A 21,833-nucleotide genomic window follows, 5' to 3' on the forward strand; every position below is an offset into this window, starting at 1 on the left:
AGATGAGCGAACAGAACATCATCGAGATCAAGGGCGTCGAAAAACGCTTTGGTTCCTTTGTGGCTGTGTCCGATCTGAACCTGACCTTGAAAGAGGGAGAGTTCTTTTCGCTGCTTGGCCCTTCAGGCTGCGGAAAGACAACAGCCTTGCGCATCATCGCGGGTTTTCAAGATCACGAAGAAGGCGAGATCCGGATCAATGGTCGAACGATGGGAGAGGTGCCTGCCAACAAGCGTCCCACTAATATGGTGTTCCAAAGCTATGCGATCTTTCCGCACCTGAATGTCGGCGACAATGTTGGCTTCGGATTGCGCAAGACAAAGCTCTCGCGAAACGAAATCAAGGAACGCGTTGCCGAGGCACTTGAGATGGTTGAACTTGGCGGTTTGCAGGACCGCAAGGCCAACGAATTGTCGGGCGGTCAGCGGCAACGAGTGGCGCTCGCCCGGGCACTCGTCATGCGGCCCAAGGTGTTATTACTAGATGAGCCTTTGTCCGCGTTGGACAAGAATCTGCGGGAAGCGATGCAATTGGAAATGCGCCGTCTGCAGCAAAAGCTTGGAATTACTTTCGTCATGGTCACGCATGACCAGTACGAGGCGATGACCATGTCCGACCGCATCGGCGTCATGTTCGCCGGGCAGCTCAAACAGGTGGATAGGCCAGAGGTTCTGTATTCCCAACCCTGTAACCGGGAGGTGGCGTCTTTCATCGGTGGAATGAACTTTCTGGATGCCGAGGTGACAGCTGAGAACTCTGAATCGCTGGAGGTTAATGTTCAAGGATTTGGGCAGATGACAATCGGGGTGAACCCCAACGTTCAGGTGCACGATAAAGAGCTTCTGGTCGGCGTACGGCCCGAGCAATTGGAGATCAGCGCGGAAAAACCGGATGGTTACGATGCTCTTGTTCAGGGCGAGGTGTCCGACGTCGCCTTCTATGGTGAGAGCGTCCACTATTATGTGCGGGTCGATGGTTTGAAGGACAGCATAGCCGTCGCCGTACCGAATTACTTTCACACAGTCGATCACAGCCGGGGCGATACCGTCTGGCTGGGCGTTCAAAGCGCTTCGGTGATCGACTTGGGTAAACGTGAATCTTTGGGAGGAGAGAAATGAGTAAAACAGCTTCACTTACGGCAGCATTGGTTGCCACCTTTACGGCCAGTCAAGCTCTCGCCAATGCCGCTGATCTGACCGTTTTTGACTGGTCCGGATATGAGGATCAGGGTTTCTACGGCGACTATGTCGAAAAGTACGGCGGCGCGCCCAGCTACACCTATTTTGGCAGCGTGGAAGAAGCGTTCACCAAGCTTCAGTCTGGGTTTGAAGCCGATTTGGCACACCCCTGCACAGACGCCCTGAGAAAATGGGTAGCGGCAGACATGATCAAGCCGATCGACACCAGTAAGCTGGAGAATTGGGACAAACTGATGCCCAAGATCAAAGAGGTCGACGGCATCACCATCGACGGGCAGACCTACATGGTGCCTTTCGAATGGGGCAATACTGGCCTTATCTATCGAACCGATATGATTTCGGCTGACGATGTTTCGCTGCAATTGCTTGCCGATCCCGCCTATCAGGGCAAAGTCGCCATTCCGGACGCCGCTTCCAGTGCCTTTGCAATGGCGGCATTAGCAACTGGCGCTTCCAGCTATACCGATATGAGTGACGAGGAGTTTCAAAAAGCAGGGGACTATCTGCGGGCGATTCATCCGAATGTGCGCTTTTATTGGTCTGACGCCGGCCAACTGGATCAGGCAATTGCCAGCGGGGAGGTCACGCTGGGTTGGGGATGGAACCAATCGGAACTGAACCTGATCTGGAACGAAACCCCAGCGGTCATGATGCGTGATGTGGACAAAGGCATCGCAACTTGGGTCTGCGGTTATGTGCATCTGAAATCTGCCAAGCAGTCGGATGAGCAAGTCTATGACATGCTGAACGCGCTTAGCTCTGCCGCAAGCGGTAAATACATTATCGAAAGCTGGGGATACGCCCACGCCAACGAGGACGCGTTTGCCCAAGCTGACCCGGAACTGATCGAAACCTACGGGTTCTCGGATGTGGACAGCTTCTTTGAAGGCAGCCTGTTTTTTGACGCGGTAAACCCTGAGCTGGAAGCCAAGATGTTGAAGGAGTTCGAGCGCATCAAAGCTGGCTTCTAAGGACGCCTATACAACATAGCGGGAATGGTGGGGACGTAGGAACCCTTCCATTCCCACCAAACTATTTCCGAATTTCTTGGAGGAAGCGCGGCAATGTCAAGCGCTGAAGGATGCTCTGTACTCTTCGAACCGGTTCAAATTGGGCCAGTGACGGCTCGAAACCGGTTCTATCAGGTGCCCCACTGCAACGGCATGGGGCACCTGCGACCGCAGGCCGAAGCCGCCATGCGGGCAATGAAGGCCGAGGGTGGTTGGGCTGTTGTTTCTAATCAAGAGACGGAAATTCACCCGACTTCCGACCTGTCCCCCTTTGCCGAAAACCGACTTTGGGATGAACGGGATATCCCGGCGCTACGTCTTATGACCGATGCGGTGCATGGAAAGGGCTCCTTGGCGGCCATTGAATTGGCTCACAATGGCCATCATGCGCAAAACCATTTGAGCCGGGCACCTTTGTTGGCGCCGTCAGAACTAGCCTTGCAAACCGCCTATCCCAAGCAGGCCAGGGCGATGGACAAAGCGGACATTCGCGAATTCCGCAAGTGGCATCGCGCTGCGGCTCGTCGTTCGCGCGAAGCAGGATTCGATATTGTGTATGTTTATGCCGGGCATCACATGACCCTGCCGCATCATTTTCTGCTGCCACAGTTCAATGATCGAATGGATGAATATGGAGGTTCGTTGGAGAACCGGGTGCGTCTGACCCGGGAGATTCTGGAAGAAACCAAGGAAGAGGTTGGAGATGATTGCGCCATTGCCCTTCGGTTTGCGGTTGATGAAATGCTCGGGTCAGAGGGGATGCAAGCGCAGGAAGAAGGCCGTGCTGTAGTCGAAATGTTGGCCGAGCTTCCAGACCTTTGGGATGTTAACGTGGCGGATTGGAGCAACGATTCTGCGACGACCCGGTTCGAGCCCCGCGACGGCTTTCAGACTTCATATATCGAGTTTGTGAAACAAGTGACCTCCAAGCCTGTTGTGGGCGTCGGGCGTCTAACGTCTCCGGACTTGATGGCGTCACTGGTCAGGAAGGGCATCCTTGATTTTATCGGCGCGGCACGACCGTCCATCGCTGATCCGTTTCTGCCCAACAAGATCAAGGAAGGTCGCATCGAAGAAATCCGCGAATGCATTGGTTGTAACATCTGTGTTTCATCTGACTCTCTCGGCGTCCCCATACGCTGTACTCAAAACCCTACTATGGGCGAAGAGTGGCGGAGGAAATGGCATCCTGAGATCATTGAGCGTCGGGTGAAAGAAGAAGCTGCTCTTGTTGTCGGCAGCGGACCAGCCGGACTTGAATGCGCCATGCAATTGGCGCGGCGAGGCTACGAGGTAACTCTGGCTGAGGCAAAGCAAGAGCTTGGCGGCCGTGTGCTGCAGGAAGCTGGCCTGACCGGGCTGTCCGCTTGGAAGCGCGTGACAGATCACAGAATCTACGACCTGCAACAACGCGGAAACGTTCAGCTGTTCACCGACAGCCCTTTGTCAGCCAGTGAAGTCGTCGAGCTGGGTATTCCGAACGTTTTTGTTTCAACTGGCGCAAAATGGCGACGAGACGGGCGCGGGAAATCTGCATTTCACGGTGTATCAATCGGTTTAGGTTCTCGGGTTTTTACTCCAGATGACATTATGACCGGGGTCGTGCCGGAGGACGGCCCGGTTGTGGTCTACGATGATGATCAAGCCTATCTCGGTGGAGTCTTGGCCGATCATTTAGCTCAAGCCGGGCGAGAGGTTTTCTTTGTAACACCGGCCTCACTAGTTTCGCCGTTTACCGAATTGACGTTGGAGCAGACTAAAGTGCAACGAAGTCTGTTGGAAAAAGGCGTTCACCTGAACCTGTCCCAGACCTTGGCCAATGTCGCGTCCGGTCAGGTGACATTGCAGTGCGTCTACACGGGACGAGAGAATTCCATTGAATGCAGCTCCGTCGTGCTGGTGACGCAGCGAATGCGAGAAACCACCCTTTACGACGAGCTGTGCGGTACGAATGCGGGTTTGCTGAATACGTTGGAATTAATCGGAGATGCCGCCAACCCTGGCTTGATCGCGGATGCTGTGTATTCGGGTCACATGGCTGCTCGAAATTTCGAACGCAACGCAGACGACATCGACCGCGAATTTTTCCGCCGGGAACTCGTTTCCCTTGAACCTGTGTGAGGTGCGCCATGCCAAAAGATGACTTGCAAGTAATGCGCGACTTGATGGACGCGCAGCGGAAAGGGTTCGCCCTGCCTCGTCACTTCTATACGTCTCAGGCAGTATACGAGAACGATATCAGTACGTTCTGGAATCGTAACTGGATCTGGGTCGGTCATGTTAGTCAGGTCGCTGAACTGGGCGATTATTTCCTGTTCGACTATGGGCCCGAGTCCATCATCATCGTTCGGGATCGCGAGGGCGAGGTGCGCGCGCATCTGAACGTTTGCCGCCACCGGGGGTCGAGGGTTTGCATTGAACAGAAAGGCAAAGCCCGCAACTTCATATGCCCCTATCATGCGTGGACTTTTGACTTGAACGGCAAGCTACGAAACGGGCGATCAATGGGGTCGGATTTCGACCCGGGCCAATACGGATTGTTCCCGGTTCAGGTGCAGATATTTCAGGGCCTGATATTTGTCTGTGCAGCTGAAGACGCCCCGCCGCTAGATGCTGCATTGGAGCGGTTGGCCCCACTGTCAAAACCGTTCGACTTTGAAAACCTGAAGGTCGCTCATGAAGCCTCATACCCGGTTCCAGCAAATTGGAAACTGGCGTTGGAGAATTATCTGGAATGCTATCACTGCGCCCCGTCTCATCAGGACTATTCGCGCAGTCATTCGTTGAAGGATCCTGCTCAGGTTCTGGAGTTCGGTGGGGCTCTTCATGAACGAATGGGAGAAGTCGGAGTTCCCTTGGAGGAACTAGACCTGACCGGAGAAAACGCGCTCGCGCCGGGTGCAGATGTCTATTGGCGCCGCTATCCGCTGTTTCCCGGCTATGTGACCGGCAGCAAAGATGGAGCGCCGCTGGCGCCGCCTTTGGGTGAACTGAAAGGTCACGATGGTGGTGCCACTGATCTGGGGATCGGGACACTGAACTATTTCCTTGTTTATGCAGATCACGTTGTTGGCTACCGGTTCGTCCCGCGCGCCCTGCAGGAAACGGATATTCAGATCGTCTGGTATGTGCGCGGCGACGCTCAAGAGGGTCGTGACTACGATAAGGACGCGTTGACATGGCTCTGGCATGTCACTTCGCTCGATGATGAGCGGATCATACGGCACAATCAGGAAGGCGTGAACTCCCACCAATTCGTGCCGGGACCGCTGTCCGAGATGGAATGGAGCATTCCAGGCTTCTATCGCAATTACTTCAGCATGATCTGACACGCTCAGAATTCGGAGAAATACCATGACAGAGTTAACGAAGCGCAGATCAAGACGGCGCGCGGGTGGACGTGAAGCACGAGCCGCCGTGCGAACCAGCAACGTCGCTTCGCAAGCGATCTGGCCGGGCATTTCGGGTGGTCGCTACAAGCCCCTTTCAGACGCTGACATGTCGCGCATTCATGAAGCCGCCCTCGGCATTCTGGAGCGTACGGGTGTCGGTGATCCAACGCAGGAAGTTCTTGATCTCGTGCTGCCTAAAGGGGCGGTGGTGAACGAGCATGGTAGGCTGTGCTTCCCTCGCGCGTTGATGGAAGACCTTCTGGCCAGGGCGGCCAGCGAGTTTTATGTCCATGCGCGCGGATCTCGGGCCGGTAAGGACGATATGCACTGCACCAAGGACAAGGTGTATTACGCAAACTCCGGGACTGCCGTTACAACTTTCGACGCGGAGACTCGCAGTTACCGGCCGTCAACGCTCAAGGACATTTACGACTTTACCCGATTGGTTGACCGGCTCGACAACATCCACATGACTGGTGATACGGTTCTGGCAACGGATGTGCCGCAAGACTACGAGCACGATATGAGCATGCTCTACGCCATCTTGGCGGGTAGCGAGAAGCCATCTTGCCTGACGTTCCGTACGCGCGAGCATATTCAGGACGCGATCCATCTGTTCGATCTGGCGTCTGGCGGGGAGGGCAAATTCCTTGAAAAACCCTCGGTGATTTTTGGTGGGTGTCCTATCGTTTCACCACTCAGATTCGGGCGGGAAAATCTGGAAATACTGATTGATACGGCGAAGATGGGGCTTGTCTGCGATCTTGCGGTCCCGCCGCAAGCTGGGGCTACGTCTCCTGCACCTTTGGCTGGCACGCTGGCACAGGCGGTGGCAGAGACCTTGTCATGTGTGGCCATCGCCAATTTGATCAATCCGGGGACCCCGGTGGTCTTTGCAGCCTGGCCGTTTATCACTGATCTGCGCACTGGATCGTTTACAGGCGGCAGTGGCGAACAGGCGTTGATTTCAGCCGCTGCTATTCAGATGGGCAATTTCTACAACCTGCCGACCAGCGTCGGATGTGGTATGACGGATTCCAAGATCCCCGATGCACAATACGGTCTAGAAAAAGCGCTGACCTTCGCTTTGGCGGCCCATGCCGGGGCCAACCGGCTCTGCGAATTTGGCGGAATGCTCGGCAGCTTGATGGGCTGTAGCTTTGAGTCAATGGTCATCGACAACGAGGCGGCTGGAATGATCTCACGAACGCTTCGCGGGATCGAGGTGAGCGACGACACGCTTTCGGTCGACGTCATCCATGAATGTGCAATCGACCCCGGGCATTTCCTCGGCAACGCTCAAACCTTACAGTACATGGAAACCGAGTATGTCTACCCGTCCCTGTTGGACCGAGAGCTGACTGATACCTGGGAGAAAGCAGGTCGTCAGGACATGTTCGAACGTAGCCGATCCGTTGTGGATGACATTCTGTCCAATCACTACCCGAATTACTTTGGTAGCAAGGCGGATGAAGAGGTTCGGTCTAGGTTCCCGATCAAATTGCCACGTGAGGTAATGCGCGCTGGGTAAGCGCTGCTAAAGGAAGGGCAGGCTTCGCGGTTGTGCCTAAGCATTGAATACGCCTTGGCGCGTCAGGTCGTCGGTTGCCAGCCGGATTCCTTTTTCAAGGATGTCAAACATCTCGTTTAACTCGCCCTCCGTGATGATCAGCGGAGGGGAGAACACACACATGTTGATGATGGGCCGCAGGATCAGCCCATTTTCCTGACAGTGGTGATCAATCATCGCACCAACGGACTTGTCTAGATCCAATAGATTGTCAGCTTCGGTATCCGCAACGCACTCAACGCAGCCAACCAACCCCATACCGCGCGCATCACCGACGAGCGGCAAGTCTGCCAGAGCCTGGAGACGCTCTTCGAACAACGGTGTGATCGCGCGGACATGTTCCAGAATGCCGTCGCGCTCCATGATTTCGATGGTTTTCAAACCTGCTGCCGCACTCACCGGATGGCCGGAATAGGTGAAGCCGTTTGAAAACGTAGCGTTCTGTGCGTTGTCTCCGCTCACATCTGCAATCAACCGTTCTGAGATGATGCAGGCTCCCATGGGTATATACCCAGACGTCATGCCCTTGGCGCAGGTGATGATATCAGGTTGAATTCCAAAGACGTCTTCGGAGGCAAACCAATGTCCAAGCCTCCCGAAACCGGTCACGACTTCGTCTGAAATATATAGGACATCGTATTTCCGGCAAATTTCCAGACAGCGCTGATGATATCCTAGCGGAGGCACAATGACGCCACCAGAGCACAATATCGGTTCGGCGATAAAAGCAGCGACCTTGTCTGCGCCGGCCTGTAGGATCATGTTTTCCAGATCCGCTATTTTTTCGTCCAGAAAGTCGTCGACCGTCTGATCGGTGCGACGCGTATACGGATTCACATTCGGTAGGAAGCGCGTCAGGTGGCTTGCCTGGTCCAACCACCCCTTGTCGCGCTCTTTTCCGGAAACTGAGGCCGCCAAATAAGTCGATCCGTGATAAGCTTTCTGTCGCGATATCACGATTTTCTTTTCAGGTTTTCCCAGCAGGTTATTGCGAAACTGTACAAACCGCAGTGCGCTGTCCACGGCCGTTGAACCACCTGTCGTGAAGAACACATGGTTCAAATCGCCCGGCGTTCTCTTGGCGATTTCATGAGCCAACCGGGCCGGAGTTGAGTTGGCGTTGTTGAAGGGCGAAAAATACGCCATCTCTTTTGCCTGCTGAGCCATCGCATCGGCGATCTCGGTGTTTCCATAGCCCAATTGAATGCACCACATGCCAGCGGGGCCGTCTATCAGGCGCTTTCCGTCCTCTGTCACGACGTGAACGCCAAGCCCACTTTCGGCGAAGGTCCGTTCGTTTTGGCCAAGATATGCCATGCCTTCCCACGGGTGCAGAAAGTTCTCGTTGTCCCAATTGCGTATGGATTGAAAGACGGAGTTCGAAAGGGTCATAGGGCACCGTTATGTAACATATATCACAAAATGAACAAACATTCATTCAATGTCAATCCTTGAACCTCTGCTCTGTTAAGTGCGAAAAGGTCAAGAAAGAGCACCCCAGCGAAGGACAAGCAAAATTACTCTCGAGCCCGATACCCCAGCCAACGCACGGGAACTCAGCAGGTTGCAGAACCGAAATCAGCTGATCCAATCGGCTGCGGACGCCATCTATAAATACGGAATTCGCGGCACAACCGCGGCAAGAATCCAGGAGTTGTCGGGATTGTCGCAAGGGATGGTAAACCTACACTTTGGTTCCAAGGAAAAGCTGCTGCTTGCGGTGGCTGAGGATCTATCAGTCCGCTACGCGGGGCAGTGGAAGGCCATTGCATTCAATCCAGAGTTAGCCCCCGCAGACAAACTAATCTCTATCATAAAGGCAGATTTCGACCCCTTGGTCCTTAATGCAAGGGACGTCTCGATCTGGTTTTCCTTTCGGGCTGAGGCGCTCTCGAACCCACACATATTTCCTTTCATCGACTCGCGAGACAAAGGTTTCCGCGCGGTGATCCTGGAGCTGTTGGAGCAAATAAAGGTCGAAGGCGAGTACGATGATGTAGACGCCAAACTTGCAACAGACGCGTTGGTTGCTTTGTTGGAAGGACTTTGGACCGACTACCATTTGCACTCAAAGATCTTCGAACCCTCGGAGGCTTTGAAGATCTGCCTGTTTGTGCTGCAGTCAGTGTTTCCTAGACACTTTAGCACTTAGTCGATCCGCGGGTGGAGGTGACTAAGTGACTAGGTACTAACCATGGGCAATCACGAACCCGTCCGTGTTTCATGGTTCAATCGGCGCAAGTCGTTGATCATTGCTTTGGCTAAAGAGATGCACATGAGCAGCAAAACGACGCTAAACGGCAATGCCCCGATGATCATCGAATTGGTCAATGCCTCTAATCCGCCGCCGCCAGCGATAAGCAGAGTTCCAATTACAAGGGTCAGAAGAACGCCCCAGAGGATGCGATGAAGCAGGCCGGTGTCTTCAGACCCACCGGACATGATCGTGTTCATCACAAGGATGCCTGAGTCGGCAGATGTAACAAGAAATGTCATGGTTAACAGCACACACATGATGCTCACGATCGTTAGAAAGTTGCCCGATACCATTTCCCCCAAAGTGGCGAACAGGGTTGCCGTCGTTGATGCGTCGAGGATAGATCCATTTGCATTCCCATTTAGTTCCAAATCGATGGCGGTCCCACCCAGAAGGGCCATCCATGCGAAACAAACGAGGGACGGTGCAATGACCGCCCCAAGTATGAATTCTCGCACGGTTCGCCCCCTGGAGATACGCGCTAAGAAGAGACCCACAAAAGGTGAAAACGCGATCCACCAGGCCCAATAAAATGTAGTCCATCCGGCCTGCCATCCGAACAACCTACCTCGTGTGCCCGCGTCATAAACTGCAGTCTTGGTCGCATCAGAAAGACCGGCTGTATCGCTGGTCAAACCCTCAAGAAAGGTTGCTTTTGTTCCCCATGGATCAGTTGCACCCGCAAAGAGCTCGCCGACAAAGGGCGCCGCCTCTGCAGGCAATACGGAGGCAAAATCGACTTCGGAAACCGGTCGAAAAGCTTGGAAACTCAGAGGTACAAAGTTTTTGATATAGTCAACCAGCGCTGTAGCATAGGTTTTCGCTGCAAACGCGAATGAGCCAAAAACAATGAATACCGCCAGCAATACTAGTGAAAAGAGAAGATTAATATTTGACAAGTATTTGACACCACGCCCCACGCCAGAGACGGCAGACAGTGTCGACATCATCATAACAACGATCGACGCCGCAATCAGGCCGGCGGTCGACGGGATCACTTTGGTTGCTTCTTTTTCCACAAGCCACTTCGCACCGGTAATTAGAAACGCACCATCCACCAATTGAGAAACGCCATAACCGATCGTTACCGCCACGCCGAGTATTGTCGCAACGACGCCGAGTATATCGATCACATGGCCTGCAATACCGTTTGAGTATTCTCCGAGCAATGGGGTCAGTGCGGTGCGGATTGTTAGCGGCATGCCTCTTGTAAACGCGTAATAGGCAAGGCTAAGGCCAGTGACGACGTAAATTGCCCAGGCGTGAAATCCGGTGTGCAAAAAAGTATAGCGGTAGGCTCCTTCAATCGCGTCCTCGCTTTTGGGTGTGACTTCCCCGGAAACAGTCAATGCATTGGTTTCCCAAAGGCCAAGTGGTTCAGCGGTTGCGTAGACCATTAAGCCCACGCCTAGACCCGCCCCAAACATCATCGAAAACCAAGAGAAGTTCGAAAATTCGGGTTTCTCATCTTCTAAACCCAGCTTCATTCGGCCAGTTGAAGGAATGAGCGCGATAAGGAAAAGGAAAAGCACAAATAATCCAACAGAAAGGTTGTAGAATGCATTGAACTCAGACAGCACTCCTGACTTCCAAGATCGCAGTGTATCGTTTGCTGATAGTGGCCAAACCAGCGCCCAGAGAACGAGCAGCGAAACCGAGAGTTTGCTTACCAGCGCAATCGGCAGGCTATACCCTTTGTAAAAGCCAGTCCGCTGAGTCCTTATTTTGAGGTCTGTGAAAGGTTCTTCAAGCGCCATGTTTTCCTGGTCTTACATAAATAGACAGCTTTGCACGCCGCGCTGCCAGTCGCTGGGTTCCAGACTAGTTTACTTTCTGCCAGAATAGGACTGAAGCTGCGGAAGCGATAGCTGAGTGGAAAATCTTTGGGTCGCAACTGGCAAAACCTGTGCGGCTATGAAAAATTGAATGGCTCAATATCGAAGGCTTAGCCATCGTTCAAAGTCGACCAATTCAAGCCCGGTATTGCGTGCGCACCGGAATATGGTTGGCAGTAGAATTCGCAGATCTAATTGGCGTTCAGACCGCGGCGCAATGTGTCAAGCATCCGAGATTATTAGATCGCTTGCCTTTTCGCCGATCATGATCGCAGGCGCATTGGTGTTGCCACTGACGATTTCCGGCATGATCGAACAATCTGCCACCCGTAGGTTAGCTATGCCGTGGACTTTCAGTTTCGCGTCCACTACAGACTTCTCTGATTGTCCCATCGCGCAGGTGCCGGTGGGGTGATAGATTGAGGTGGAGTTTGATCTGGCCCAATCCAGTGTGCCTTCGTAATCGTCGATGCTAAGTTCTGCCGTAGGTCGAAACTCCTCTGAAATCTTCGAGGCGAGAGGATTTTGTTTAGCAATTCTGCGCGCGATGTTCACACCGTCGACGATGGTTCGGCAATCTGTTTCCGTAGAAAGGTAGTTCGGAATGATTTTAACATGTTTGGACGGATCCGGACCGTTCAGGCGCAGCTCACCTCGACTTTCCGGGCGCAGCTGACAGACCGACATCGTGAAGGCAGAAAACGGATGCACACCTTCACCAGGGCTGTCGGCGGACCAGGGTTGCACGTGGAACTGAATGTCCGGCGTTTCAACATCGGGCCGGGTTTTCATGAATCCTGTGGCTAGGCTTGCAGCCATGGTCATTGGACCTGCGCGGAACAACGCATACTTCAACGCGATGCGGGCTTGATTGAGCAGGCTTCGGACTTCATCATTCAGTGTTGGTTCATTGCATTTGAACACCAGTCGTGCCTGCAAGTGATCCTGCAAACCCTTACCGACGCCAGGCAGGACATGAAGCGGTTCTATTCCGTTTTCTTTGAGATGGTCCGCGTCTCCGATCCCCGACAACATCAGGATCTGGGGCGAATTGATCGCGCCGCCAGACAGGATGATCTCACGCCGGACCTTCAGAGTTTGCTCAACCCCCGACCTGTCCCGGTAAACCAACCCAGTCACCTTTTTTCCGTCCAATACCACGCGTGCCACCAATGCTTTGGTGATGATGTTCAAATTCTGACGATTTCGAATAGGTTTGAGATATGCCACAGCAGCGCTGCAGCGACGGCCGTTGCGGGTGGTTAATTGAAAATAACCCACGCCTTCTTGTTCAGCGCCATTATAGTCGGGGTTGTACGGGTAGCCTGCGGCCTGTGCTGCCGCTACCCAAGCGTCGCAGATTGGGCGTTGAATGCGCATGTTTGACACCGACAAAGGCCCACCAACGCCGTGAAACTCATCTTCACCGCGCTCTTGATCTTCGCAGCGTTTGAACAGGGGCAAGACATCGTCCCACCCCCAACCTTCGTTGCCCATTTGCCGCCAGCGGTCGTAATCTTCTTTCTGGCCACGTACATAAAGCAACCCGTTCAGCGAGGAGGAGCCGCCCAGCACTTTGCCTCGTGGCCAGTCGATGGACCGGCCATTCAGGCCTGGGTCGGGCTCGGTCCGATAGCACCAATCGACCGACGGATTATGCATCGTTTTGAAATAACCGACAGGGATGTGAATCCATGGGTTCGTATCGCGACCGCCGGCTTCAAGAAGCGCGACCGATGTATTGGGATCAGCACTTAGTCGATTAGCAATGACACAGCCCGAAGACCCCGCGCCGACAACCGCATAATCCACCTCCATGACCGCCTCCTTCCAACGTCTCTGAAAAAAACTCTATGCAAGATGCAAGAAATATACTAGCCTTTTTTGATACAAAACGTCTCAATAATTGCGATCAGGGAGGTAAGCAATGGAGATCGGTAAGAAACTAAGTGGCATTTCCCGGCGAGATTTTTTCCGCGTGGCTGGGCGTTATGGCATGAGTTCGACACTGCTGGCTGCAGGTGGGTTTGGTGGCGCGATGAGCCTGGCGAATCTGGCGCAGGCGGCCGAATCGACCTATGAAAAGCGCTTCTCGAAAGAGCCAAAGCACACGCTTAAATTTGGTGCTTCGGGTTTTAATACACGCAATCTGCTGATCGAACGCGCCGGCGCGATCGAATTCGCTCGGGATCTGGAAGAACGCACTGATGGCGAGATTCGGATCGAGTTCATCGGCGACAATCAGATATGTGGTCAGCTAAGCTGCGTGGAAAAAACCCAACAGGGAATCGTCGACATTTACGCGGCCTCGACCCAGAACTCGGCGGGTGGCGCACCCTACCTGAACGTGCTGGACTATGCTTACATGTTCCCTAGCCGGGCAGCGCAATATCACTTCTTTTATAGTCCCGCGAGCCAGCGCATCCTGCGTGATCCGTTGGAGAAACGTCATGGTCTGAAGTTCCTGTTCACGCACTGCGAATTGCGCGGGCTGCAGATGGGTTCGACCTTTGCAGACAAACCGACCGTGACCAAGCTAGAAGAGCTGTTTGGCACCAAGAACCGCGTGACAGGCACGCAACTGGGCCGGATTGCGATGCAGTTACTGAACCTGAATCCGGTGCCGGTGGCATGGGAGGAAACGCTGGATGCGCTAAAAACTGGCCTGATCGACGGTGCCGAAACATGGGCGTCGGCCGTTGCATACGCCAATATGGCGCCCGTGGTTTCACAGTCGGTCAACCTGAAGTTCTTCTGCGGCACAGAACATACCTCAATGTCTGCAAAGGTCTTCGACAGCCTCGGTGGTGAGCTGCAGGACGCTGTGATGGAGTCTTCCTACTTCACTCAGGCGTTGATTCAGGGTGCAAATGAAGCCGCATTGCTGAACACGGTCGGTTTCTCGGAGCCGCAGCTGCCTGATACTATCTTTGCCGAAAATGGAGTACGTCCGGCCTTCCTGGCTGACGATCAGATCAAGCTGGCCGAAGAGATGTGCGCCCCGAACTACAACCCAGAACCTTGGGCCCAGTGGCGCGAACGTCTGAACAAATGGGCGGGCGGTATCGATACCTATCAGGAAATCTACGACATCGCGCGCGAGATTCCGGCTAACACCCTGCCAGAAAACGTTGAACCGCGTCGTTGGTGGAAGGGCGAAGCCTGATACAAAAGACGAACCGGCCTCAAGCGGGCCGGTTCCAATACACACCGACTGGGAGGACGGAGTTCATGTCGTTTTGGGCAGACATCGGCGCGATTTTCAGCGCCTTTCTCAGCCAGGATTCGTTCGAGATTCAATCTGCACTCGAATCCGACGCCACTTGGGTGTTGGGCGCAGTAGTCTCGGCAATTGGCGGGTTCGTGATCATGCTGATTTACCGGGCAGTGCCCTTTGTCGAACGCCATCTGGAACGGTCGGTGATGGTGTATTCCTACCTTGCGATCGCATTAATCATCTTCTGGGGCGTGATCGACCGGTTTGTGTTCAACGATCAGGAGCCCTGGTCGACCACCATTCCCCCGCTGCTGTTCATGGTCATGGCGTGGTTTGGGGCGTCGTACAATGTCCGCCTGCGCACGCATTTGAGCTTCAGCGAATTCCGCACTGCAATGCCGAGGGCTGGGCAATTGGCTTGCCTGATACTCGACGCGATATTGTGGTTCATCTTTGCGGTGATCGTCATCGTGACCACAACACGGCTGGTGGCATTGTCGGCATCAAACTTTCAGATCGTTCTGGGTACAGACAATATCATGCAGTGGTGGTTCCTTCTGGCCGCACCGCTGTCGTTCTTTCTGATGGTCGGGCGCGTGTTTCAGAACCTTGCCGATGATCTGAACAACTGGAAAACAGGCGAGCCGCTGATCAAGCAGGCCGTGATCGGAGCAGACTGATGACAGACGGAACTATGGTCACACTGATCTCTCTTGCGGTCACCTTTCTGTTCATGCTGGGCGTACCTGTTTTTTTGGTCATCGGATATTGGGTGATTGGTTGCTCGTTCGTCCTTGGTTTGACGCTGGATAACATGGGTGCCGAACTGTTGAATGTGTTCAACAAAGGCTTTGCCCTACTGGCTATGCCGCTCTTTATCCTGACCGGAGATCTGATCAACAAGTCCGGCATTGCCCGGAGGCTCAGCGATTTCGCCTATGCCTGTTTGGGCTGGATACGCGGGGGGTTGGCCATGGCATCTCTGGGCGCTTGTGGACTTTTCGCCGCAATCTCTGGTTCAAACTCCGCAACGACTGCAACCATCGGGTCGATGCTTCATCCCGAGATGGTCAAAGGTGGTTATGACGAACGCTTCAGCGCGGCGACCGCTGCCGCGGGCGGAACGGTGGGGATTATCATCCCTCCGTCGATTATCTTCATCGTCTATGGCTTCCTGATGAACCTGCCGATTTCCGAGCTGTTCGTCGCGGGTATCCTTCCGGGCGCGCTGATGGTCTTTGGTATGCAATTTGCGTGCTGGATCATCTGCCGCTTGAACGGTTGGGGTCATCTGATACCGCTGCAATTGAACCGGGTGCTGAAGACCGCATTTGGAGCTTGGCTTGGATTTTTCGCCATCGGCTTGGTTCTGTGGGGCATCTACACCGGCAAGTTCTCCCCGACCGAGGCAGCAGGCGTGACGGTCGGCTTTTGCGTGATAGCAGGTTTGGTCAGCTATCCGATCAACCGGATTATGGGCGCGCGGAACGACATACCGCCAACCGAAAAGAGCTTTGCCGAGATGTTCGTCGTCGAAGGTTTTACGATACCTGAAATACCCTCCATCGTGATCCGCTCGGCCCAGATCACCGGCATCCTCGCGCCATTGATCGCCATTTCGGTGGTGATGCAGCAGATCCTGTCTCTGCTAGGGGCACAGCAAACCATCGGGGATTTTGTAACCTCGATGGGCGGGTACTACGCGGTGTTGTTCACATCGATGGTGATCGTATTCTTCTCGGGCATGGTGCTGGAAAGCCTGCCTGTCACGATAATCCTGGCTCCGATCCTTGCGCCGATTGCGGCCTCTGTTGGGATCGATCCAATCCATTTCTCAGTGATATTCCTTGTGGGGGCATCCATCGGGTTCATCACGCCACCCTATGGGCTGAACCTCTATGTGGCTTCGGGAGTGACAGGAGTGCCCTATTTCCGGTTGCTTCGGTATACAGTGCCCTATCTGGTAGCGCTTCTTTCGGTCTGGATACTAGTGTCGCTTGTGCCCGATCTGGCCTTGATCCTGCTGCCAAATAGCTAGACTGTTGCGGGATGGCTGAGACGGAAACACAAGACAAAGAAACTCAAATCCCGACCAACCTGCGCCTCCTTCTGATCCTCGAGGAGGTGGCGCGGCGTGGTGTTGCGGTCAAACCCTCAGACTTGGTTGAGGCACTTGGTCTGGCCAAGCCGACCGTCCACCGCCTCCTGCATACCGCAGAGACCGAAGGCTTCCTGCAACGCGATCTTGATGGGCGTTCTTATGGCCCAGGGCGCCGGTTACGACTGCTTTCGGTCAATACCATGTCTTCTGAGCACCTGCGTACGGCCCGATTGGCAATCTTACGCAGCGTTGCAGAAGAAGTTGGTGAGACCTGCAATCTCGCCATCCCTGACCGAGAAGGTATGATCTATCTAGACCGGGTGGAAACGAAGTGGCCGCTAAGAATTCAGCTGCCTGTCGGTACACAAGTACCTTTTCACTGTACCGCAAGTGGCAAGATGTACCTGTCCACACTGCGGCAGAAAACGTTGGATGGTGTCCTTTCAGCAGGAAACCTGCAACCAAATACTGAACGTTCTCTGACTGATCCCAAAGTCTTGCGAGCAGAGATCCAAAACATCGCCGTGAATCGTTTTTCGACGGATGATGAGGAATTTATGGCCGGAATGACGGCACTTGCTGTGCCCGTTCTGGACGGGCAGGGCAGGTTGGTTGGCACACTCTCAGTTCACGCTCCAACCCAACGTCATGACGTCAACAGCCTAATGTCGTTTCTTGGAATTCTGCAAAAAGGGGCGGATGAACTTTCAGCGCTATTGAATGAGTGATTAGGGTCTGAGATGGTACCTAAATCGCGACCAATTCTGAGCAGCAAAAACTTCAATTATCGGCTGGTTTCGGGGAATTTTGATCGAAAGCCGATGCGTGCGTGATCAAAATCCAGTGTGGACGTTTGCTCAGCTTGAAAAGTTAAATTCCTGCACAACACGATCTACGCAAAAACAAGCCCGCGACAAAATAATAGATGCTGTTCTTGGTGAACGAAAAATACACCGATTTGTTCTATACCAAGAACTACGCCCTCACTGTTTCCACAAGTAAACTGTGAGTGAACAATGGGTTAGAGGTATAAATGGTGCCGGGGGCGGAATCGAACCACCGACACGAGGATTTTCAAGTCAGACTCACTGCGTTGAATCTAAACGATAATTTCTGAGATGTTGCCGACACGTGGAGAAAACATCCTCGTGGATACCCCCATTTATACCCCCCAAAACAGATGCTTGAGTTATCAACAGGTTAGCAGGCGGAGAGTGAGACAAATTCGAGACAAAATGCTACTTTAGATACTGTATGAAAAAAACAAACGAAGACTTCCGACGAGAACTCTACATCAGTGCGTTAGTCGCCTTTATCAATTCAAGCAACTCAACTAGCACAACACATATGAAGAAATGGGCGGACGCAGCTTCCAGATGCTCTATCAGTTCCGCCAATGCAGGGTGGGATTTTCTAAGGGGACCGCGCAGCGAAGCAAGTTGGTCCGTTGTGATGGAGACCACCTCTCCCGGAAGCATTGTTTCGTCCCAAACCCTGACGGCACGGGGTTTGCATTGAAAGTGGAAGACCTCCGCATCGTTGAAACTGCCATCACGACAACGCCGCCTAACCATCGCTTGCGTAGTAAACAGAATACGGGCCTCGCCGCGTGGCGTTGAACTCAGACCGTTGACCTCGTCTTTACTGGTAAAAACAGCGAAGTCAGCTTGGTCCAGCTCCATTTCTTCGACCAGATGTTCAATCTCGTCCAGCTGTGAGAAGCAAAGCAGGACAGCCACATCGCTGTGATGTTCAGACCCTAAGAGATGTCTGACGAAATGTGACAACGACGTGGTTTTTCCAACACCGGGATCCAAACTGGAGAGGTAGAAACTGGACGGGGCTGTCCCTTCAGCCATATCGACCATTGTCGCTATTAGTGCAGCGAGAGCTGTCGCCTCAGGTTCTGGCGTCGGACTGTCTCTACGCTGATCAAGTAGGTCCAATAACGATGTGGTCGTCGCTTCAGCGAGGGCGCTGATCTTACAACTGGTACGTCCTCTATAAAGAGACCTTAAGGGAAATTGTACCACCGGATTTGGCGCGTGTTGTGGTGAGCAGATTGACGCAGCAGTCGACGCATATGTTTGAGCCATGATTTGGTCCTTGAATGATTGGGTTGGGGGGCAAGCAGAAACAACGTCAGAAGACGCAGCGAAACAGCATGGGGCCGATCTTGCGCAACGACGGTTCCTAATTCTGCAATGGGGGAACTCAAATCGGGTGTGGCGTTGCAAAGCGCCCGGTTTCCAAAGGTCGGTAAATCAATATTGCCGGCCTAATTGGTCCGGTTTGATCTCTTCAAAAACAGGCTGCAGCGCTTGTTCGACATGGACGAATCATGGTGTGGAGAGCGCAATTGTTGCAGACTTTCTACTATAAGATGTGTCTGATTCGGTGAGATATAGCGATATGTGGAGTTGGGACCAAGGACGTTTGGATTACTTTCAGTTCGACAATCTGAAGAAGATCGCAAGGTATGCGCTCCAACATGATCTCAGATTGACTAATCGTAAGTCGTTGGTGTCAGCAACTGGATTGCCGTTCCTACCAGACAACGACCAATATCCGCCTTGGAGGAACTATAGTCGAGTTTTTGGTTTGTCTCTGATTTGCGCCAAGAATGGCACCGGATCGCTTCCAACCAAGGTGGCTCAAGCGCTGGCTGCCGATGGCGTTACGACAACAGACGAGTATTTTCACTTTCTTTGCGAGGCAACGACCGACCCATCTCCTGTTCTTCAAGGATGGGACAGCAATGCAATTAGACGATACCCTTTGTTGTTCGCTCTGAAATACATTTTGGCTCGTGCTGCTACGGGGCAAGACACAACAGGAATCTCGGAGGTCGTGGCCGCTTACGGCGCCTCTGGCTTTGTGGGTAATGAGAACCAGTCGGATTTCATCAACCTGATTTCCGTTGGTCATGATACGAAGAGTGTAAATCGGCAAGCAGCTGAAAGCATCCAAGTTATTTCTCAGATTTCGTATCTCTCGCTGGACCGGCGGAATGTAACCGTGTCTCTGACGCTTGACGACGCCAGCAATCTCTTTGAGCAATTGGCACCAATAGCAGGTACGCCAAAACCCAACGGGGCTGAGGAAGTGTTTCGTATTACAGAACTGTATACCGCTGCCGTTGACCAACTTGAGCTTGAATATGCGTCTACTGCGGTCAGCGATATTGAGGAGGCAGGCTTCTCCGCTCTGACTACCTTTTCTGAAGGGTCGAAGACCCGAAAGACGCACGTTGTAATTGAACGAAATGGTAAAATCCGCGCGGAGTTCTTCAAAGCGAACCCAACTGCTGTTTGTGATTTCTGTGCTACAGATACCCGAAAGTCTTACCCGTGGACGCCACGCATCCTTGACGTACACCATTTGTTGCCGCTTTGTTCTGGGGCAAGAACGTCAAAGACTGGGACAATTTTGGAAGACCTCGTCGCCGTTTGTCCAACGTGCCATCGCGGAGTTCATAGATACTATGACCGTTGGCTTAAAGAGGCTGGGCAGAAAGACTTTCTTGACGCAGACCAAGCAAAAATGGTCTACCAAAGGGCAAAAAACGAATACAGGGCGCTTTCTTGATGTTGATGACGAACCCATCTTCCACCTCCCCGGAGGAGCAATTTCGACTCCAAAGCGAGCTTATTGCGAACGCAGCAGAAAGAGACGATATCCTTTCGGTTTTGGAAGGCGTTGGGCAAAATATTGATGACCTTGTCTACGCGAAAAGCCGTCTGTTGTCGTGGGACGGACCTAAAGCAGCCAGTCTCAACCAATTCAAGTCAATCGCCCAAGGAATACCCGTCGTCTCGTTCTTTACCGGTGCTGGCGGAATGGACTTAGGCTTTGAGAAAGTAGGTTTCCAGCACAAAGCCGCGTTTGAATTTAACGAGGTGTTTTGCAAAACATTACGAGCCAATAGGCCGAAATGGCAGGTATTTGGTCCTCCGAACCACAATGGCGATGTTTCCAAAAAAGACGAAGTGATTGACCAGCTAACACCGTTGATTTCGTCGCCGTTTGAAGGTGTATTTGTTGGCGGACCACCATGTCAGCCGTTTTCTATCGCCGCCAATCAGCGCTTCTCGAAATCTGGTGAGAACTTCAAACGGGTTGGTTTTGCTCATGAAAAAAACGGGAACTTGTTGTTCGATTTTGTTGATATTGTTGTTCACTTCAAACCCAGAGTTTTTGTCATTGAGAACGTCCCGGGCCTGAGGGACTTGGATGGCGGGCAGCAACTTGGTGAAGCTATCCGCACGTTGAAGTCTGCAGGGTACAACGTGGAAGAACCCGAGGTTTGGGAAGCAGCCGATTATGGTATCCCGCAATACCGACAGCGTATGTTTGTATTTGGTTCGCTCAATGAAGGTCGTTTCAAAATGCCAAAGAAGCGAGATCACGTTGGCTGTGGCAGCGTCTTAGCAACTTCCCCCGGTCCCACTGTCAAAAACCACGAGACGAGGAGACACGCGGTTGGTTCGATAGCGAGATACCGAGTTCTGGACTATGGAAAACGTGACCAACTCGGACGTGTAGACCGACTAACACCTACACGCCCCTCAAAGACTGTAATTGCAGGCGGCACAAACGGTGGCGGGCGATCCCATTTGCACCCAGAAATACCAAGAACTCTAAGTGTACGAGAGTGTGCCAGACTGCAGACATTTCCTGACAAGTATACATTTCTCGGTCCTAATGCCCGTCAATTTACGCAGGTTGGAAACGCAGTTCCGCCAGTTTTGGCCGCGACGCTTGCAACGCAGATCGTGTACGCTTTCTTTTAGCGACCAAAGTGATTGTGCGTTGGCCGTACAGTTGGCAACGTCACCGGAGACAAAGGGACTCGCCGCAACGCATTAGTGAAACCCCTATTTTTCCGTCCGGACGAAGATGCCAGCTACGTCTTGGATTTTTGAGCTCAAAAAATCTGAGCGTCCTACTGTATGGCGGGGCGCTTACGTTTCCCCCCTTGCCTTCACCGCAGCTCATAGCTGTAGCGAAGAGCTTGGAGAAGCAAAAGCACAACACGAAGCGCTTTCGTCATATGGCATCAACATACAACCCTCGGTCCGGTCAATGTAGTACAAACCGTAGTACACAACGCGCCCGTTGACCTTTGCTTAGCTATCGGGATACGTCTTGTTTTGTTGACGGGAGACCTGTTCAGAGTGCCTGTAACGGGAATAGAACACAGCCCCCGGGCACCATTCCCAACAGGTAAGCTACTGTTTCCCTTCAGCTTT

The 21,833-nt window shown here is 53.1% G+C and carries 16 protein-coding genes; 12 read left to right on the top strand and 4 right to left on the bottom strand.

Going from position 1 to position 21,833, the window contains the following annotated elements; all coding sequences use genetic code 11:
* Positions 1–2 precede the first annotated feature (2 nt).
* The 5 genes from G7G_RS0101150 to G7G_RS0101170 all read left to right on the top strand — a co-directional run bounded on the left by G7G_RS0101150 (position 3) and on the right by G7G_RS0101170 (position 7,132).
* On the top strand, positions 3–1,118 hold the full coding sequence (locus G7G_RS0101150) for an ABC transporter ATP-binding protein (RefSeq protein ID WP_010437473.1): 1,116 nt from the start codon (positions 3–5) through the stop codon (positions 1,116–1,118).
* Positions 1,115–2,170, top strand: coding sequence for an ABC transporter substrate-binding protein (locus tag G7G_RS0101155; protein ID WP_010437474.1), 1,056 nt, complete (start codon positions 1,115–1,117; stop codon positions 2,168–2,170). The genes G7G_RS0101150 and G7G_RS0101155 overlap by 4 nt, the downstream gene beginning before the upstream one ends.
* Positions 2,171–2,263: 93 nt before the next feature.
* Positions 2,264–4,330 (top strand): oxidoreductase, encoded by a 2,067-nt coding sequence (locus G7G_RS0101160; RefSeq protein WP_010437475.1) that lies wholly within the window; start codon positions 2,264–2,266, stop codon positions 4,328–4,330.
* An 8-nt stretch (positions 4,331–4,338) separates the two neighbouring features.
* Positions 4,339–5,538, top strand: a complete 1,200-nt coding sequence (locus tag G7G_RS0101165; protein ID WP_010437476.1) for an aromatic ring-hydroxylating oxygenase subunit alpha — start codon at positions 4,339–4,341, stop codon at positions 5,536–5,538.
* Between the two features lie 25 nt (positions 5,539–5,563).
* Positions 5,564–7,132 (top strand): trimethylamine methyltransferase family protein, encoded by a 1,569-nt coding sequence (locus G7G_RS0101170; protein ID WP_010437477.1) that lies wholly within the window; start codon positions 5,564–5,566, stop codon positions 7,130–7,132.
* A gap of 36 nt (positions 7,133–7,168) precedes the next feature.
* Here G7G_RS0101170 and G7G_RS0101175 read toward each other — a convergent pair whose 3' ends face one another.
* Positions 7,169–8,563, bottom strand: a complete 1,395-nt coding sequence (locus G7G_RS0101175; RefSeq protein WP_029621596.1) for an aminotransferase — start codon at positions 8,561–8,563, stop codon at positions 7,169–7,171.
* A 172-nt stretch (positions 8,564–8,735) separates the two neighbouring features.
* Between G7G_RS0101175 and G7G_RS0101180 the strand changes: the two genes are divergently transcribed.
* Positions 8,736–9,323, top strand: coding sequence for a TetR/AcrR family transcriptional regulator (locus tag G7G_RS0101180; protein ID WP_010437480.1), 588 nt, complete (start codon positions 8,736–8,738; stop codon positions 9,321–9,323).
* A 50-nt stretch (positions 9,324–9,373) separates the two neighbouring features.
* Here the strand turns inward: G7G_RS0101180 and G7G_RS0101185 are convergent, their stop codons facing one another.
* The gene (locus G7G_RS0101185; protein ID WP_010437481.1) at positions 9,374–11,185 is read right to left on the bottom strand and encodes a BCCT family transporter; all 1,812 of its coding nucleotides are present in this window, start codon (positions 11,183–11,185) and stop codon (positions 9,374–9,376) included.
* Positions 11,186–11,485: 300 nt separating this feature from the next.
* Positions 11,486–13,081, bottom strand: a complete 1,596-nt coding sequence (locus G7G_RS0101190; RefSeq protein WP_010437482.1) for a GMC family oxidoreductase — start codon at positions 13,079–13,081, stop codon at positions 11,486–11,488.
* 109 nt (positions 13,082–13,190) lie between these two features.
* Between G7G_RS0101190 and G7G_RS0101195 the strand changes: the two genes are divergently transcribed.
* The 4 genes from G7G_RS0101195 to G7G_RS0101210 all read left to right on the top strand — a co-directional run bounded on the left by G7G_RS0101195 (position 13,191) and on the right by G7G_RS0101210 (position 17,309).
* Positions 13,191–14,429, top strand: a complete 1,239-nt coding sequence (locus G7G_RS0101195; protein WP_010437483.1) for a TRAP transporter substrate-binding protein — start codon at positions 13,191–13,193, stop codon at positions 14,427–14,429.
* A 65-nt stretch (positions 14,430–14,494) separates the two neighbouring features.
* A complete protein-coding gene (locus tag G7G_RS0101200) occupies positions 14,495–15,160 on the top strand; it encodes a TRAP transporter small permease (protein WP_010437484.1) in 666 nt (221 codons plus the stop codon).
* Positions 15,160–16,518: a TRAP transporter large permease gene (locus G7G_RS0101205; RefSeq protein ID WP_010437486.1), complete on the top strand. Its 1,359-nt coding sequence runs from the start codon at positions 15,160–15,162 to the stop codon at positions 16,516–16,518. The genes G7G_RS0101200 and G7G_RS0101205 overlap by 1 nt, the downstream gene beginning before the upstream one ends.
* Before the next feature lie 11 nt (positions 16,519–16,529).
* Positions 16,530–17,309: an IclR family transcriptional regulator gene (locus G7G_RS0101210; protein ID WP_010437487.1), complete on the top strand. Its 780-nt coding sequence runs from the start codon at positions 16,530–16,532 to the stop codon at positions 17,307–17,309.
* Between the two features lie 561 nt (positions 17,310–17,870).
* Here G7G_RS0101210 and G7G_RS0101220 read toward each other — a convergent pair.
* Positions 17,871–18,440 carry a hypothetical protein gene (locus G7G_RS0101220; protein WP_139056583.1) on the bottom strand — a complete coding sequence of 190 codons (570 nt, stop codon included), beginning with the start codon at positions 18,438–18,440 and terminating at the stop codon, positions 17,871–17,873.
* 538 nt (positions 18,441–18,978) lie between these two features.
* On the opposite strand from G7G_RS0101220, the gene G7G_RS0101225 reads away from it, so the two are divergent.
* Both G7G_RS0101225 and G7G_RS0101230 read left to right on the top strand, forming a co-directional pair.
* A complete protein-coding gene (locus G7G_RS0101225) occupies positions 18,979–20,169 on the top strand; it encodes an HNH endonuclease (RefSeq protein ID WP_202945029.1) in 1,191 nt (396 codons plus the stop codon).
* Positions 20,169–21,374 carry a DNA cytosine methyltransferase gene (locus G7G_RS0101230; RefSeq protein WP_010437490.1) on the top strand — a complete coding sequence of 402 codons (1,206 nt, stop codon included), beginning with the start codon at positions 20,169–20,171 and terminating at the stop codon, positions 21,372–21,374. The genes G7G_RS0101225 and G7G_RS0101230 overlap by 1 nt, the downstream gene beginning before the upstream one ends.
* The last annotated feature ends 459 nt before the right edge of the window (positions 21,375–21,833 follow it).

Source organism: Ruegeria conchae (assembly GCF_000192475.1).
In the GTDB taxonomy this organism is placed as follows: domain Bacteria; phylum Pseudomonadota; class Alphaproteobacteria; order Rhodobacterales; family Rhodobacteraceae; genus Ruegeria; species Ruegeria conchae.

Coding starts and splice junctions, on each gene's coding strand:
- G7G_RS0101190 (WP_010437482.1), bottom strand. CDS start 13,081: ATGGAGGTGGATTATGCGGTTGTCGGCGCGGGGTCTTCGGGCTGTGTC.
- G7G_RS0101220 (WP_139056583.1), bottom strand. CDS start 18,440: ATGGCTGAAGGGACAGCCCCGTCCAGTTTCTACCTCTCCAGTTTGGAT.
- G7G_RS0101210 (WP_010437487.1), top strand. CDS start 16,530: ATGGCTGAGACGGAAACACAAGACAAAGAAACTCAAATCCCGACCAAC.
- G7G_RS0101185 (WP_010437481.1), bottom strand. CDS start 11,185: ATGGCGCTTGAAGAACCTTTCACAGACCTCAAAATAAGGACTCAGCGG.
- G7G_RS0101195 (WP_010437483.1), top strand. CDS start 13,191: ATGGAGATCGGTAAGAAACTAAGTGGCATTTCCCGGCGAGATTTTTTC.
- G7G_RS0101155 (WP_010437474.1), top strand. CDS start 1,115: ATGAGTAAAACAGCTTCACTTACGGCAGCATTGGTTGCCACCTTTACG.
- G7G_RS0101205 (WP_010437486.1), top strand. CDS start 15,160: ATGACAGACGGAACTATGGTCACACTGATCTCTCTTGCGGTCACCTTT.
- G7G_RS0101160 (WP_010437475.1), top strand. CDS start 2,264: ATGTCAAGCGCTGAAGGATGCTCTGTACTCTTCGAACCGGTTCAAATT.
- G7G_RS0101170 (WP_010437477.1), top strand. CDS start 5,564: ATGACAGAGTTAACGAAGCGCAGATCAAGACGGCGCGCGGGTGGACGT.
- G7G_RS0101200 (WP_010437484.1), top strand. CDS start 14,495: ATGTCGTTTTGGGCAGACATCGGCGCGATTTTCAGCGCCTTTCTCAGC.
- G7G_RS0101175 (WP_029621596.1), bottom strand. CDS start 8,563: ATGACCCTTTCGAACTCCGTCTTTCAATCCATACGCAATTGGGACAAC.
- G7G_RS0101150 (WP_010437473.1), top strand. CDS start 3: ATGAGCGAACAGAACATCATCGAGATCAAGGGCGTCGAAAAACGCTTT.
- G7G_RS0101230 (WP_010437490.1), top strand. CDS start 20,169: ATGTTGATGACGAACCCATCTTCCACCTCCCCGGAGGAGCAATTTCGA.
- G7G_RS0101165 (WP_010437476.1), top strand. CDS start 4,339: ATGCCAAAAGATGACTTGCAAGTAATGCGCGACTTGATGGACGCGCAG.